This is a genomic window from Dactylosporangium sp. CA-052675 (assembly GCF_050947935.1).
Lineage (GTDB): Bacteria > Actinomycetota > Actinomycetes > Mycobacteriales > Micromonosporaceae > Dactylosporangium.
Map to the genome: position 1 here is coordinate 6,778,266 of NZ_CP192010.1, position 15,234 is coordinate 6,793,499.

The following is a 15,234-nucleotide window of genomic DNA, read 5'->3' on the forward strand; positions in this document are numbered from 1 at the left end:
GGTAGGGTCGGACCGTGCTGATCGGCCGGACCCAGGAGCAGGCGCGGCTGCGCGCCCTCGCCGAGGCGGCCCGCGACGGGGCCGGCGGCGCCCTGGTGCTGCGCGGCGGCCCCGGCATCGGCAAGACCGCCCTGCTGGAGTGGGCCGCCGAGCTGCCGTTCGCGACGGTACTGCGCGCCGCCGGCGCCGAGTTCGAGGCCGACCTGCCCTTCGCCGGCCTGAGCCAGCTCCTGCGCCCGGTGCTGGACCGCCTGGACCGGCTGCCCGGCCCGCAGCGCGACGCGCTCGCGGGCGCCTTCGGCCTCGGCCCGGCCCGCGAGGCCGACCGGCTGCTCGTCGGCTCCGCGGTGCTGTCCCTGCTCTCGGCGGCCGACGGCCCGGTCCTGTGCCTGGTCGACGACGCCCAGTGGCTGGACTCGGTGTCGGCGGACGCGCTGCGCTTCGCCGCCCGCCGCCTCGGCGCCGAGGGTGTCGTCATCGTCTTCGCCGCCCGCGCGCTGGACGCCGTGGGCGTCGACGTGCTCGACGTGGAGGGGCTCGCGCCGCCCGACGCCGAGCGGCTGCTCGAGGCCGGGCTCGATCCGGCCGTACGACATCGGCTCCTGACCGAGGCCGAAGGCAACCCCCTGGCCCTGCTGGAACTGCCCCGCACCGCGGCCCCGCACGCCGGCCCGCTGCCCGAGCGGCTGCGGGAGGCGTTCCACGGCCAGGTCGCGGCCCTGCCCCCGGCCACCCGGGCGGCCCTGCTCGCGGCCGCGGCCGAGGACTCCGGCGACCTCGCGCTCGTGCTGCGGGCCGTCGCCGCCGAGGACCTGCGCCCGGCCGAGCAGGCGCGGCTGGTCGAGCTCGCCGGCGGCCGCGTGCGGTTCCGGCACCCGCTCGTGCGCGCCGCCGTCTACCATGGCGCGGCCCTGGCCGAGCGGGTCGCCGCGCACCGGGCCCTGGCCGCGGCGCTCACCGGCCCCGAGCACGCCGACCGCCGCGCCTGGCACCGCGCCGCGGCCGCCACCGGCCCCGACGACGAGGTCGCCGCGGCCCTGGAGGACAGCGCGGACAAGGCCCGGGAGCGCGGCGGCTACGGGGCGGCCACGGCCGCGTACGAGCGCGCCGCCGAGCTCAGCACCACCCCGGCGGAGCAGGCCCGGCGGCTGTTGCTCGCCGCCGAGAACGGCCTGCGGGCGGGCGCCCCCGCCGCCGCGGTCCGGCTCGCCGAGCGGGCCGGCGGCCTCGACCAGCGCCCCGAGTTCCTGGCCCGCGTCGGCTGGGTCGAGGGCCACGCCTGGTTCGGGCAGGGCGACTTCCGGGCCGCGTACGACCTGATCTCCTACGGGGGCGCCTTCCGCCACGCGCTGCACGCGGCCTGGTACCTCGGCGAACCCACGCTCGGCGAGTGCCTCGACCGCGTGGCCCGCCTCGACGACGACCCGCTCGCCCGCTACCTCGTCGCCGCCGCGCGGGGACGGCCCCGCCCCCTGGCCGAGGTCGCCGGCCGCCGCAGCGCGCTCGACCCCGCCGTGGCGGTCCGGGACCTCGTCGAGGTGTGCGGGTTCGGCTACGTCGCCGGCCAGGACGCCGACGCCTGCGAGCTCGCCGCGGCGCTGGCCGGCCGGTGCCGCGCCGAGGGCCTGGCCGGGCTGCTGCCGGCGCTGCTGTTCTTCCAGGCCGAGGGCGAGCTGTTCGCGGGGCGGCACCGCGACGCCGCGATCAGCGTGGCCGAGGGCCTGGACCTGGCCCGCGAGACGGTGTGGGTCAGTCAGCTGTCGGCGGTGCGGGCCCTGCTCGCGGCCCTGGCCGGCGACGCCCCGGCGTGCCGGGACGCGGCCGCCGACGCCCTGGCCGCGGCCGCGCCGGGCTCGCCGGCGGCCGGGCACGGGTGGGCCCAGTGGGCGCTCGCGCTGCTGGACCTGGGCGAGGGCCGGCCCGAGGAGGCGGCCGCGCGCCTGCTGTCGCTGCCGCCGCACCAGGTGGTCGCGGTCCGCTCGATCCCGGATCTGGCGGAGGCCGCGGTGCGGGCCGGGGCACCGTCCACAGTGGAACCGTTGCTGCCGCGCCTGGCCGCGTTCGCCGACCGTACCGGGGCCGTGTGGGCGCAGGCGGCCCTGGCCCGGTGCCGGGCGCTGGTGACCGGGGACGAGCACGAGTACCGCCTGGCGCTGAAGTTCGCCCTGCCGGACTTCGACCGCGCCCGTACGGCGCTGGCCTACGGCGAGTGGCTGCGCCGGGGCCGCCGCAAGGCCGACGCCCGCCGGGTGCTGCACCAGGCGCTGGAGATCTTCGACCGCCTCGGCGCCCGCCCCTGGTCCGCGCGGGCCCGCGGCGAGCTCACGGCCACGGGCCTGCCGGCCTCGCCCGCGCGCCCCGAGCCGGCGGCGGCCCGGCTCACGCCGCAGGAGCTGCAGATCGCCCGGCTGGCCGCGCGGGGCCTGTCGAACAAGGACATCGCCGCACAGCTCTTCCTCAGCCCGAAGACCGTCGCCTATCACCTCTACAAGGCGTACCCGAAGCTCGGCGTGACCGCCCGCACCGACCTGGCGGCCCTGTCCCTCTAGCGCTCGGTGGGCCGCGGTGCGAAGAAGCGGACGATGTCCTCGGCGGCGGTCGGGGACAGCATCATGGCCTGGACCCGGGCGGACATCTCGGCGACCGGGTGGATGCGCTCGAACATGGCCGCCTCGTACGCCCGGATCGCCGCGCCGGGGTCGGCGGAGTCGGCGGCGAGCGCGGCCGCGAGCTCGGCGGCGTCGAGCATGGCCTGGTTGGCGCCCTCGCCGACCGGCGGCATGAGGTGCGCGGCGTCGCCGACGAGGGTGAGGCCCGGCCGGTGGGCCCAGCGGGTCCCGGCCGGCATCGCCTCGATCCGGCGCAGGGTCGGCGGGCCGTCGCCCGCCGCGATGAGCGCGGTGAGGCGCGGGTCCCAGCCGTCGAACAGCTCCAGCAGGGCGTGCTTGTCGCGGTAGGCGTCGATGGGGTGGCCGTCGGCGGGCAGGGAGATCCCGACGCGGATGCCGCCGTCGCCGAGGCGCTGCGCGGCCAGGATCCGGCTCGCCCCGACGCACCAGAGGTTGCCGGGGCCGACCAGCTCGGCGAGGTCCGGGTGGCGGCGGTCGGCGTCGGCGATGCCCAGCTCGGCCAGGGTGGCCACGTGGGACAGCGGCGCGTCGGTCAGCAGTGACCGGACGACGGAGCGCGCGCCGTCCGCGCCGACCAGGACGTCGCAGCCGGCCTCCCGGCCGCCCTCGAACCCCAGCTCGAAGCCGCCGCCGGGCCGGGGGGTCGCCGCGACGAGCCGGTGCCCCCACCGGACCGTGCCGGCGGGGACGGCGTCGAGCAGCAGGTCCCGCAGCACGCGGCGGTCGATCTCGGGGCGCCCGGCGAACGAGCCCGGTTCGGGCCGGTGGTGCACGAGGGTGCGCCCGGCCGGGTCGAGGATGCGGTGCTCCTCGCCCTCCGGGCGCGCCTCGGACCGGAACTCGCCGGTGAGGCCCGCCTCGTCCAGGGCCCGCTGCCCGGACTCCGGGTGCAGGTCGAGCAGGCCGCCCTGGGATCGCGCGGACCGGCTCGCCTCGCGTTCGTACACCACCGCGCCGATGCCGTGCCGGTGCAGGATCCGGGCCAGCGTCAGGCCGCCGAGGCCCCCGCCGGCGATCGCGATTCGCATCGTCGTTCCCCTTACCGTACGCTGTACCTCATGGATACGTCGTACGGTAGCGCACCGCTGCCCGTCTGGGAACGCCCCGAGCCCCAGCCGCGGGCCGCGCCGGTGCCGCTGAGCCGCGCGAAGATCGCCGCCACGGCGATCCGCCTCGCCGACGAGCACGGCCTCGACGGGCTGTCGGTGCGCAAGATCGCCAAGGCGCTCGGCGTCGGGCCGATGCGGCTGTACGACTACGTGACCAACCGCTCCGAGCTGCTCGACCTGATGGTCGACGCCGTCTACGCCCAGATCGCCGAGGCCGACCCGCCGCCCGGGTGGCGCGAGACGGTGCTGGCCGTCGTGCACCGCACGCGCGAGGCCGCGCTGGAGCACGAGTGGTTCGCCGACCTGCTCGGCGCGCGGCCGCACCTGGGACCGCACGCCCTGGCCGTGGGCGAGTCGACCGCGGCGGCGCTCGCCCGGGCCCCCGGCGTGCGCGGCATCGACGATCTCCAGCGGGCCCTGGGCGCCCTGAACGCCTTCCTCGTCGGAGCGCTCCGCCGGGAGATCACCGAGCGGCGCACCGTGCGCGCGACCGGCACCGACGAGTCCGCGTGGCAGGCCGCGCTCGGGCCCTACCTGACCCGCATGCTGCAGACCGGCCGCTACCCGACCGTCGCCCGGCTCGTCGTCGACGGCGCCCACCTCGACGCCGGGGAGACCTTCCACCACAACCTGACCACGGTGCTGGACGGCATCACCGGCCACCCCCGCACGTGACCCGCCGGCCGGCCGGTCCCGACCCGCGCGCCGCGCGGGTCCTCGGCGCCGCTCGGAGCGGCGCACCACGAGGACCACGACGACGTCGGTGATCACCTCTTGCGGGTCACGCCTCTGCGACGGCCAGCAGGGCGGCGATCGCACGGCACGTCGTCGGCAAGCGTGAGCTGCGCGCCGAGGCCCGGCGGCAGGCCGTCGCCCCGGGCCACATCGTCGTGTCCGCCGTGGTGGTGCTGGGATACGCCGTGGCCCGCGACCGGCGCGGCACCCCCGTCAGGCGGCGAGGGTGAAGGAGAAGGTCGCGCCGCGGCCGGGCTCGCTCTCGGCCCAGATCCGGCCGCCGTGCCGGTCGATGATGCGCTGCACCGTCGTCAGGCCGATGCCCGTGCCCGGGAACTCCGCGGCGTCGTGCAGGCGGCCGAAGGGGCGGAACAGCTCCTCCGCCCGGTCCGCCGGGAACCCCGCGCCGTTGTCGCGCACGTAGAAGACCCCGCCGTCGCAGCCGATCGAGATCACCGGGTCCACGGTGCGTGCGGTGAACTTCCAGGCGTTGCCGACCAGGTTCGCGTAGACCGCGCGCACCAGGTCACCGTCGCAGGCGGCGGTCATCGGCGAGGCCACCGTGACGCGCACGGTGCGGGACGGGTCGCGCTGGCGCAGCTCGTCGACCACGTCCAGGGCCAGGGCCGCCAGGTCGACGGTGCGGCGCTGGATCTGGCCGCGGTTCGCGCGCGCGAGCTGCAGCAGCGACTCGATCAGCGCGTTCATCCGGATGGCGGCGCCGTTGATGCGCATGAGCAACGCCGCCGTCCGCTCGTCGGCCTCCTCGGCCAGCAGCTCGCTGTAGCTCAGGATCGTCTGCAGGGGCGAGCGCAGGTCGTGCGAGACGGAGCCGCTGAACGCCTCCAGCTCGCGGTTGCGCCATTCGAGCTCCTCGACCAGCTCCGCGCGGGCCTCGGCGAAGCGGCGGGCCGCGCGCTCCTCGGCCGCCTCCATCTCGCGGCGCACGAGCTCGTCGCGGATGCGGCGGTTCTGCTCGTGCAGGTGCTGGCGGCGCAGGTGGGCCCGGACGTGGGCGCGCAGGCTGCCGGTGCCGTCGGCCCGGCGGACGTAGTCGTCGGCGCCGGCCGCCAGGCACTCCAGGAGCACGTCGTCGTGGCCGACGATGATGACCGGCATGTCGCGCAGCCCCGGCACGGCCCGGATGCGGTCGCACAGGTCACGGCCGTCGATCTCGGGCAGGTGCAGGTCGATGACGGTACAGTCGGCCGGCTGCACGGCCAGCATGGCGAGGGCGTCGTCGGCGCAGCGGGCCAGCACGGCCTCGTAGCCGTCCTCGTGCAGCAGAGTCGTCATCGTCTCCAGGTAGTGGCTGTCGGCGTCGACGAGCAGGACCCGGGCCGGGCGCACGGCGCCGGCGTCGGGCAGCGGCAGGGCGGCGGCGCTCTTGCGCAGCACCGCGGCGAGCTTGGCCAGCACGACCGCGAGGTCCTCCTGCTTGCGCACGAACGCGTCGGCGCCGGCCTCGAGGATCTGCAGCTCGGTGGTGTAGTCGTCGGAGGCGGTCAGCAGCAGGCAGGGCACGTTGCGCAGGGTCGCGTCGAGGCGGACGCGGCGGATGACGGTGGCGCCGTCGATGCCGGGCAGCACCCCGTCGACGATGATCGCGTCGGGCCGGCGCACCCCGGCCACGCGCAGCCCCTCCTCGCCGCTGGCCGCGGTCGCCACCTCGTAGCCGCTGTCGGTGAGATGCCGGCGCAGCAGCTCGCGGAAGGTGCGGCTGTCGTCGATGACGAGCACGAGCCGGCGGTTCTCGGCCACGGGGCCGTGGCGCAGCAGGTCGCGGGCGCGGGCGACGACCACGGCCGCGTCGTAGGGCTTGCCGACGTAGTCGTCGGCGCCGGTGCGCAGGCCGCGCAGCCGCTCGTGCACCTCGGCCTCGGTGGACAGCAGCAGCACGACCGCGTCGCCGTGGCGGGGGTGGGCGCGCAGCCGGCGCAGCAGGTCGACGCCGTCGCCGTCGGGCAGGCGCACGTCGAGCACGGCGACGTCGAACTGCTCGGACTCCAGGGCGTCGACGGCCTCGCCGAGCCGGCCGCACAGCACGGTGTGGAAACCGTCGTCCTCGAAGGCCTCGTGCAGGTCCATGCGCACGGTGAGGCTGTCGTCGACGATCAGGACGGTGTTCGCCACGCGAGCCTCCTGTCCTTCGGCCGCTCGCCCAGCGTGGCCAGGCGGGCGCCGATCTGCTCCGGCGGCAGGCTCTCCGCGGCGGCGCCGAGCGCGGCGGCCTCGCGCGGCATGCCGTACACCACACAGCTCGCCGCATCCTGCGCGAACGTCATCGCCCCGGCCCGGCGCAGCGCGAGCAGGCCGCCGGCGCCGTCGCGGCCCATCCCGGTGAGCAGGCACCCGGCCGCGGCGCTGCCGAGGTCCGCGGCCGCGGACTCGAAGAGCGTGTCGACGCTGGGGCGGCAGGAGTGCCGGGGCGGGGCCGCGCTGAGGTGCAGGTGCCCGCCGCGCACGAGCAGGTGCAGGTCGGGCGGGGCCATCGTGACCCGCCCGGCCAGCGAGCCGAGCGCCTCCCCGCCGCGGGCGTAGCCGACGACGTGCCCGGTCTGCTCGGCCAGCCAGCCGGTGAACGCCTGCGCGAAGGACTCGTTGGCCGACAGGTGCTGGACGTACAGCACCGGCACCGCGAACCCGGCCGGCAGCGCCCGCAGCAGCCGCACGATCGCCCCGGGGCCGCCGGTCGACGCGCCGACGAGCACCGCGCGCACCGCGGCCGGCTCGGGCCGGGCGGCCACCGGCGGGGCGGTCGGGGCCCCGGCCAGCCGCTTGGTGACCACGCGGATGCGGGACACGACCTTGACCGCGGTGCGCAGCCGCTGCGCCCAGGTGTCGTCGGTGGCGTCGCCGCGCGGCTTCTCCAGCACGTCGACGGCCCCGGCGGCGAGCGCGTCGTAGGTGGTGAACAGCTCCCGGCGGTCGGCGGAGCACACCACCAGGATCGGCGTCGGGGCGAGCGCCATGATCTGCTCGGTGGCGGCCAGCCCGGTCATCACCGGCAGCATCACGTCCATGGTGATCACGTCCGGCCGCAGCCGCCGGCAGAGCTCGACCGCCTGCGCGCCGTCGGTGGCCTCGCCCACGATCTCGAAGCCGGTCGCGGGCGTCAGGGCCTCGCGCAGGCACTGCCGTACCGTGGCGGAATCCTCGACGACGAGCACCCTGATCATGCCGGCGCCCCCGCGAGATCGCGGATGTGGCCGAGGAGCTCCTCCTGGTCGAACTCGCTCTTGACCATGTAGGCGGAGGCCCCGGCGGCCAGCCCGCGCCGGCGGTCCTCGGCCGAGGAGCGCGAGCTGACCAGGATCGCGGGCACCTCGCGCTGCTCCGGGTCGGCCCGGGTGAGCTCGACGAACGCGAAGCCGTCGAGGCCGGGCATGTCGATGTCGACGAGGAACAGCGCGTAGCGCCGCTGCCGCGCCCGCTCCAGCGCCTCCTCGGCGGAGGCGGCCAGCTCCACGCGGTACCCCGCGGACTCCAGGATGCTGCGCTCCAGCATCCGGGTGGTGAGCGAGTCGTCGACGACGAGGATCGGCGCGAGCTCCCGCGGCCCCTCGCCGGCCCCGTCGGCGCCGTTCGCGGCGGGCGGGGGCGCGACGCTGCCGGCGGCCCCGGCGGACGCGGCCAGGCCGGCCGGGTCGAGCACGATGCGCGGGTTGCCCTCGGCGTCGATCGACACCCCGCCGACGACCGCGGCCGCCGGGGCCAGCTCCGGCAGCGGCCGCACGACCAGCGTCGAGGTGCCCAGCAGCCGGTCCGCGCCGACCGCGAAGACGTCCTCGGCGGCGGCGAGCACGACGGCGACGGCCCCGCCCGCGGCCCCGGGCGGCGCTGCGGGCGCGAGCACCCGGGCCAGCGGCAGGAACGGCAGCACCCGCCCGTCGTGGGCGAGGGCCCCGGCCGCCGCGGCCGCGGACGCCTCCACCTCGGGCAGCAGCACGCAGGTGCGCACCGCGTCCAGGGGCAGCGCGGCGAGCACCCCGCCGGCCCGCAGCACGAGCCCGGAGAGCGAGACGAGCGCGAGCGGCACCGTGAGCTCGACGGTGGTGCCCCGGCCGGGCTCGGTGCTCACCGACACCTCGCCGCCGAGGCGCTCGGCGACGTCGCGGACCGCGTCGAGGCCGATGCCGCGGCCGGAGACGCCGGTGACCCGCTCCGAGGTGGAGATGCCGCCCTGCATGAGCAGGCGCATCAGCTCGCGCACGTCGGCGCCGGCCTGCACCAGCCCCCGCCGCTCGGCCTGGCGGCGCACCGCCTCGAGGTCGAAGCCGCGGCCGTCGTCGCGGCACCGGAACGCGGCGAACCGGCCGCGGCGGCGGACCTCGACGCTGACCCGGCCCTGGGGCGCCTTGCCGGCCGCGACGCGCTCGGCCTCGGGCTCCACGCCGTGGCTGACCGCGTTGCGGACCACGTGCAGCAGGGCGTTGCCGGCCTGGGTGAGCACGTGCGGGTCGAGGCGCAGGTCGCCGCCGTGGCTGTCGAAGAGCACCGTCTTGCCCTCGGTGTTCGCGACGTCGTACACGGCCCGGTGCAGGGTGGTCAGGACGGTCGCGGCGGGGACCAGGCGCAGGCGCTCGGCCCGGCCGCGGATGTCGTCGAGCTCGCGGGCGACCTGCTCGACGGTCGCGGTGAGGCGGCGGCCGAGCGTCGTGAGCCCGGCGGCGACCGAGCCGGCCGCGGGGCCGCCCCGCTCGCCCCGCAGCTGCTCGGCGAGGGCCTCGGCGGAGCGCCGGACCCGTTCGAGGGCGGCGGTGTGCGTGCGCAGCGGGGCGAAGCGGGCGTGGGCCTCGTCGACCGCCTCGAGGAGGTCGTCGACGTCCGCGGTGGCATCGCGCTCCGGCTCGGGGGAGATCTCCGGCACGTCCGGCAGCCCGGGCTGCTCGAGGGCCGCCACGGCCGCCGTCATCGCATCGGTCAGCCGCAGCAGCGCGGGGACGTCCGGCGAGCCGCCCTCGCGGAAGGGCACGAGCAGCTCTTCGAACGCGTGCGCGAGATCGGCGAGCCCGCTCTGGCGCACCACCCGCGCCGCGCCCTTGAGCGTGTGCGCGTGCCGCAGCAGCCCGGCCACGGGTTCCGGGTCCCCGGCGCCGCCCTGCAGGTCGAGCACGCCCTGCGCGAGGTGGTCGACGAGCTCGCGGGCCTCGATGCGGAAGTACCGCAGCGGATCCTTCGCCGTCATGCGCGGTTTTCCGCCGTGACCAGCCGCAGCAGGGTCGTGGACAGGCCGGTCAGGTGCGCGGCGGTCTGGCGGGTCTGCACCGCGCTCGTCTCGCTCTCCTGCGTGACCCGGGCGGTGTCGGTGACTGCCACGTTGACCTGCTCGACCGCGGTCGCCTGCTGCTTGGTGGACAGCTCGATCTCACGCGCCGACTCCGTGGTCGAGGCCACCAGGTCGGCGATCTGCTGGAACGACGCGGTGACGGCGTCGAAGTGCCGGGTGCCGGCGTCGACCGCCTTGGCCCCGGTCTCGGTCGCCATCACGGTGGTGTTCACCGCGCCCCGGACGTCGTCGATGAGCGCGCGGATCTCCTTGGCGGAGCCGGCCGTACGGTCGGCCAGCTTGCGGATCTCGTCGGCCACGACCGCGAACCGCCGCCCCCACTCCCCCGCCCCGGACGCCTCGATGGTCGCGTTGATGGCCAGGATGTTGGTCTGCTCGGCGAGCTCGGAGACCAGGTCGACCACGCCGCCGATCTGCTGCGAGCGCTGCCCGAGCTCGAGCATGTGCTGCACGATGAGGTCGACCTGGCGGCGGATCGCGGCGATCGAGGCCCGGGCGTCCTCGATCGTGGAGTCGCCGGAGCCGGCCGCGGTCGCGGTCTCCTCGGCGATCTTCGCCACCCGCTGCGCGCCCTCGGCGATCTGCCGGGAGGTGATGAGCAGCTCCTCGATCGTCGTGTTGATCTCGCTCATCGCGGTCGCCTGCTCCCGGGCGCCGGTCGCCTGAGCCCCCGCCGAGGCCTCCAGCTGGGCCGAGGAGCTGCGGATGTGCCCGACGGTCCCGGCCACCTGGCGCCTGAGCGCGCGGGCGAGCAGCACCCCGCTGACGACGCCGAAGCCGACGGAGAGCGCGGCGAGGGCGATCACGACCCCGATGGAGAGGGCGGCGCGGGACGAGGCCGCGTCCTGGCGGGTGCGCAGGTCCTGGTTGAGCAGCGTGACGAGCGCGGTGATCTCGCGGTCGAGGTTGTCGCGCTGCGGCGTGACGCTGGTCTCGAACGCGGCGCTGATCTCGTCCAGGTCGGCGCCGGGCTGGACCCGCCGGTTGATCACAGCCTGCAGCACGTCCTGGTGGTGCTGCTCGCCCTCCACCGCCTGGGTGAGCAGGTCGCGCTCCTGGGCGCCGGTCAGCACGTCGCGGACCCGCCCGGCGGCGGCGGCGAACTGGCCCCGCGCGGCGCTGATCTGCTGGGCGTAGCGCTCGTCGCCGGTGAGCAGGTACGCGCGCCCGGCGCTGCTCTTGGCCTCGACGGCGGTCCGCAGCTCCTGCGCCGCGGCGAGGCCCTTCACGCCGACGTTGATGACCTCGTCCTTGCCCGCCACCACGGTGCTCAGCGCCCAGACGGTCACCAGCCCGGTGACCAGCGTCAGCCCCGCGTTGACGACGAAGCCCAGGCCGAGCCGCTGCCCGTACGTCCACTGTCGTGCCATGTCCCTGCCCTATCGCTCCTCGGTGTGCCGCGCCGGCCCGGTGACGGCGTCGACGGCGGCCCGGACCGCGGCGCGCACCGCCGGCACGTCGACGATGGGGCGGGCGCCGTCGGGCAGCGGCACGATCCCGCGCAGGCATCCGTGCGGGCCGTGGCCGTCCGCCTCCTCCACCAGCCGGTCGCTGGGAATGCGCAGGTGGCCGTCGAGCTCGGCGAAGGCCAGCGCGACGGCGGGCTGCCCGGCCGCGAGCACGAGCCAGCGCGGGCCGGTGCCGCCGTCCGCCGGCCCGGCCGCGGTACCGCCCGTGCCCAGCACGGCCGCCAGGTCGTACACGGGCACGGTCGCGCCGCGGAAGCCCGCCACCCCGAGCAGCGCGCCGAGCGGGCCCGGCAGCCGCGTCACGGGACGGTCGGGGAACAGCCCGGCGGCCTGGGTCAGGCGCAGCGCGTACCGCACGCCGCCCGCCCGGATCGCCAGCAGGTCGTCGTGGCCGGCGACGGCCGCGCGGGGCGGGTCGGCGAACGAGCGGTCGAACTCCTCCCGTAGCTCGGCGAGCCGGCGCTCCAGCGTGCCCCCGTCCTGCACCGGCACCGCCGGCGCCCCGGCCGGGTCGTCCGGGCGCGGCGGCGCGACGGTGCTCACGAGACCGCCGCCAGTTCGGCCCGGCACAGCGCGATCAGGGCGCCGCGGCCGAATCCGCCCCCGAACAGCGCGATGCGCTCCTCGGACTCCGCCCGCAGCAGGTGTACGGCCTGATCGAGCTCCTCCTCCGCCGTGCGCCGGTCGCCGACGCGCCGGGCCAGCAGCCCCAGCCGCAGCCGCGGGATCGCGAAGCCCGGGTCGAGCTGCGCGGCGATGCGATGGTGGCGCTGGGCGGCGTCGTGCTGTTCGTCGCCCTCGTGGCAGTCGGCGAGCAGCTGGTGGGCGTCGGCGAAGAGCGCGTCGCGGTCCAGCAGCCGCCGGCACAGGTCCGCGGCCCGCCCGGTGTCCCCGAGCCCGGCCAGCGCGCACCCGCGCACGAGCCACGTCTCGGGCCGGTCGGCCTCGGCCCCCGCGACGGCGTCGAGCACCTCGAGCGCGTCGGCGAACCGCTCCTGCCGCAGCAGCGCCAGGGCCCGCTCCCGCGGCGGCGGACCGGCGGCCGGCGCGGGCTCGGCGGCCCGGGGCGCCACCGCCACGCGCTCGTAGTAGAACGTTCCGTGCGAGTGGTGCACGGCCAGGCCCTCGGGGCGCGGGCCGAGCGTGTCGGTGTGCCCCAGGAACAGGTAGCCGCCCAGCACCAGGCTCCGCGTGATGCGCTCCACCACCGTGCGCGCCGTGTCCGGCGTGAGGTACATGAGCAGGTTGCGGCAGAAGACGATGTCGTACATCCCCGGCGCGAACAGCACCGGGTCGTCCCGCGCGACGTTGTGCTCGACGAAGCGGACCCGGTTGCGCAGCCGCGCGTCGATCTCGACCCCGTCGGCGGCCGGGCGGAACCACTGCTGCCGCACGCTCTCGGGCGTCTCGCGCAGGGACCACAGCGAGTAGCGCCCGGCCATCGCCTTGCGCAGCGCCCCGCGGTTCACGTCCAGCCCGATGATCGAGGTCTCCCACGCCTGCGGCACGCGGCCGGCGAGGACCATCGCCAGGCTGTACGCCTCCTCGCCGGTCGAGCACCCCACGGACAGCAGGTCGAGCCGGCGCCGCCCGTCGCCGGCGCGCATCCGCGCCGGGAGGGCGACGTCGGCGAGCGCCCGGAACTGCTCGACGTTGCGGAAGAAGTAGGTCTCGTTGACCGTGAGCGCCTCGGCGAGCGCGGAGAGCTCGGCGGTCCACGCGGTGCCGAGCCGGTCCAGGTAGCCGCGGTCGCTCAGCCCGTGCTGGGTGGCCCGCTGCTGGAGGATCTCCGCGAGCAGCCCGTCCTTGTTGTCGTCGAACGCCATCCCCAGCCGCTCGGCGAGCAGCCGCCGCAGCCGGGCGACGCCGTCCGGCTCACGCGGCGGCACGGTCGCCCCCGCGCGCCCCGGCCCCGGCCCCCCGCACCGCCACCGGGCCACCCCCGCGTGCCTCAGTCCCGGCCCCGGCCCCCCGCACCGCCACCGGGCCACCCCCGCGTGCCTCAGTCCCGGCCCCGGCCCCCCGCACCGCCACCGGGCCACCCCCGCGTGCCTCAGTCCCGGCCCCGGCCCCCCGCACCGGCACCGACTCGGGGCTCAGGAACAGCAGCGGCCGTCCGTCGAGCACCCCGACCGCCTCCACCAGCCCCCCGGCCGCCGGCGAGGGCTGCGCGGCCGAGCGGGGCACGCAGCGCACCCCGACGACCGGCCCGGTGGCGAAGGCGACGGTCCCGCCCGGGGTGTTCACGGTGACGAACCGGCTGGGCGGGGCCCCCGGATCGCCGAGCAGCGCCGCGGTGTCCACGACGGGCACCGCCGCGCCCCGGATCACGGCGACCCCGAGCAGCGCCCCGCCCGCGCCGGCGACGGGCTGCACCGGCAGCGGCCGGACGGTCTCGGCGACGCAGCCCAGCGGCAGCGCACACAGCAGCCGGCCCACGCCGAAGATGAGCTGATCCTGCATCCGGTCACCCGCCCTTGATCACCCGCGCTGGGCACAGGATATGACGGTAAACGCGGCAAATGTTCGTTTTACGGCAACGACTCCCGGCCGGCCCCGGGCCGCGGCCGCGCGCCGCCACGCCACCGCGAACAGGCTCATCACCAGCACCGCGAGCGTCACGACGAGGGCGAGCGCGGACGTCCGTCACCGGCTTCGGCGGGGCTGCGGGGCGGGGGCCGGGCCGATAGGGTCGGCGCGTGGACAACGGGGAGCCTCGGCGCCGGCCGGCCGCGCGCATCGTGTGCCTGGACGCGGCCGAGCGGGTGCTGCTGCTGCACTGGCAGGACCCCTCGGACGGCTCGCTGCTGTGGGAGCCGCCCGGCGGGGGCATCGAACCCGGCGAGTCGCCGCTGGACACGGCGCGCCGGGAGCTCGGCGAGGAGACCGGGCTCGACGCCGCCGCGGTGCTGGACCGGTTTGTGGACGTCGAGCGCGACATGTGGTGGAACGGCTGCCACACCGTCGGGCCGGAGCAGTTCTTCCTCGCCCGCTTCGACGCCGAGGCGCCGCCGCTGGTGCGCGCCGGGCTGCTGCCGGACGAGGCGCTGAGCCTGCGCGGCCACGCCTGGCTCGAGCCGGCCGAGCTGGCCAGGTTGGCCGCCCCGGACGGGTTGGCCGGACTGGCCGGGCTGGACGGGCCGGACGGGTTGGCCGGGCTGGCCGGGCTGGACGGGCCGGACGGGTTGGCCGGGCTGGACGGGCGCCTCGAACCGCCGGAGCTGCTCGCGGTGATCGCCGCGCTGACCGAGCCCGACGGCCCCGGCCCCTGGACGCGCCCCGCCTGAGCCAGCCGGCCCCTGGACGCGCATCGCCTGAGCCAGCCGGCCGAGCCGGCGGCCCCTCGACGCGCTACCCGACCAGGTCGGCCGGCCGAGCCCGACGGTCCGTGGACGCGTCCCGAGGGCGTCAGCGGGGCGAGCGGATCAGCAGGTTCGCCACCACCTCGTCGGGGCCCGCCGCCTCGTAGACGTGCGGCACGTCGGCGGGGAAGGTCAGGTGCTCGCCCGCCCCGGCGGTGCGGGGCGCGTCCTCGGGCCCTGCCCGCAGCGTCCCGCCGTAGACCGTGATGTGCTCGGTCACCCCCCGCGCGTGGGCCGGGGAGCGCTGCGCCACGCCGGGCCGCACGCGCATCCAGAACAGCTCGAACGTCGCCCCGGGCTCCTCGAACACCTCGAGCAGCGTCGCGGTCACCGCCGCGCCTCGCACGTCGGCGGCGGCGGCCGGGGGATCCCCGGGCCTCAGGACCAGAGCCGTCAGCGGTACCCCCAGCGCCCCCGCCACCGCGTACAGCGTCTCCAGCGTCGGGTTGCGCGTGCCGTGCTCGAGACCGGACAGCGTGGCCTTGCCGATGCCGGCCGCCCGCGCGAGGGCCGACAGGGAGAGCCCGCGCGCCTCCCGCATCCGCCGCAGCCGCTCGCCCACCGCGGACTCGGCGCCCGTGCGGCTTGTTCCGCTCGCGCTCATGTGGCTATTGTTGCGTTCCGTTTGCGGAACGATCG

The 15,234-nt window shown here is 77.1% G+C and carries 12 protein-coding genes; 3 read left to right on the forward strand and 9 right to left on the reverse strand.

Annotated features, from left to right (window positions below):
• Positions 1-14 precede the first annotated feature (14 nt).
• On the forward strand, positions 15-2,549 hold the full coding sequence (locus tag ACQP1P_RS30175; RefSeq protein WP_433075857.1) for an AAA family ATPase: 2,535 nt from the start codon (positions 15-17) through the stop codon (positions 2,547-2,549).
• Here ACQP1P_RS30175 and ACQP1P_RS30180 read toward each other — a convergent pair.
• Positions 2,546-3,658, reverse strand: a complete 1,113-nt coding sequence (locus ACQP1P_RS30180) for an FAD-dependent oxidoreductase (RefSeq protein WP_433075859.1) — start codon at positions 3,656-3,658, stop codon at positions 2,546-2,548. The two genes, ACQP1P_RS30175 and ACQP1P_RS30180, sit on opposite strands and share 4 nt — an antisense overlap.
• 30 nt (positions 3,659-3,688) lie before the next feature.
• Between ACQP1P_RS30180 and ACQP1P_RS30185 the strand changes: the two genes are divergently transcribed.
• The gene (locus tag ACQP1P_RS30185) at positions 3,689-4,414 is read left to right on the forward strand and encodes a TetR/AcrR family transcriptional regulator (RefSeq protein WP_433075861.1); all 726 of its coding nucleotides are present in this window, start codon (positions 3,689-3,691) and stop codon (positions 4,412-4,414) included.
• A 273-nt stretch (positions 4,415-4,687) separates the two neighbouring features.
• Here the strand turns inward: ACQP1P_RS30185 and ACQP1P_RS30190 are convergent, their stop codons facing one another.
• The 7 genes from ACQP1P_RS30190 to ACQP1P_RS30220 are packed head-to-tail and all read right to left on the reverse strand — an operon-like array spanning position 4,688 to position 13,696.
• Positions 4,688-6,607: a response regulator gene (locus ACQP1P_RS30190; RefSeq protein WP_433075863.1), complete on the reverse strand. Its 1,920-nt coding sequence runs from the start codon at positions 6,605-6,607 to the stop codon at positions 4,688-4,690.
• Positions 6,589-7,653: a chemotaxis-specific protein-glutamate methyltransferase CheB gene (gene cheB / locus ACQP1P_RS30195; RefSeq protein WP_433075865.1), complete on the reverse strand. Its 1,065-nt coding sequence runs from the start codon at positions 7,651-7,653 to the stop codon at positions 6,589-6,591. The genes ACQP1P_RS30190 and cheB overlap by 19 nt, the downstream gene beginning before the upstream one ends.
• On the reverse strand, positions 7,650-9,662 hold the full coding sequence (locus ACQP1P_RS30200) for a hybrid sensor histidine kinase/response regulator (protein WP_433075867.1): 2,013 nt from the start codon (positions 9,660-9,662) through the stop codon (positions 7,650-7,652). The genes cheB and ACQP1P_RS30200 overlap by 4 nt, the downstream gene beginning before the upstream one ends.
• A complete protein-coding gene (locus ACQP1P_RS30205) occupies positions 9,659-11,134 on the reverse strand; it encodes a HAMP domain-containing methyl-accepting chemotaxis protein (RefSeq protein ID WP_433075869.1) in 1,476 nt (491 codons plus the stop codon). The genes ACQP1P_RS30200 and ACQP1P_RS30205 overlap by 4 nt, the downstream gene beginning before the upstream one ends.
• A gap of 9 nt (positions 11,135-11,143) precedes the next feature.
• Positions 11,144-11,776 carry a chemotaxis protein CheW gene (locus ACQP1P_RS30210; protein ID WP_433075871.1) on the reverse strand — a complete coding sequence of 211 codons (633 nt, stop codon included), beginning with the start codon at positions 11,774-11,776 and terminating at the stop codon, positions 11,144-11,146.
• On the reverse strand, positions 11,773-13,122 hold the full coding sequence (locus tag ACQP1P_RS30215; RefSeq protein WP_433075873.1) for a CheR family methyltransferase: 1,350 nt from the start codon (positions 13,120-13,122) through the stop codon (positions 11,773-11,775). The genes ACQP1P_RS30210 and ACQP1P_RS30215 overlap by 4 nt, the downstream gene beginning before the upstream one ends.
• Positions 13,109-13,696, reverse strand: coding sequence for a chemotaxis protein CheW (locus tag ACQP1P_RS30220; RefSeq protein WP_433075875.1), 588 nt, complete (start codon positions 13,694-13,696; stop codon positions 13,109-13,111). Before ACQP1P_RS30220 ends, ACQP1P_RS30215 begins: the two co-directional genes overlap by 14 nt.
• Positions 13,697-13,932: 236 nt before the next feature.
• Between ACQP1P_RS30220 and ACQP1P_RS30225 the strand changes: the two genes are divergently transcribed.
• Entirely contained in the window at positions 13,933-14,520 is a 588-nt protein-coding gene (locus tag ACQP1P_RS30225) for an NUDIX domain-containing protein (protein WP_433075877.1), read from the forward strand.
• A 121-nt stretch (positions 14,521-14,641) separates the two neighbouring features.
• Here ACQP1P_RS30225 and ACQP1P_RS30230 read toward each other — a convergent pair whose 3' ends face one another.
• The gene (locus tag ACQP1P_RS30230) at positions 14,642-15,199 is read right to left on the reverse strand and encodes a helix-turn-helix domain-containing protein (RefSeq protein WP_433075879.1); all 558 of its coding nucleotides are present in this window, start codon (positions 15,197-15,199) and stop codon (positions 14,642-14,644) included.
• Positions 15,200-15,234 lie beyond the last annotated feature (35 nt).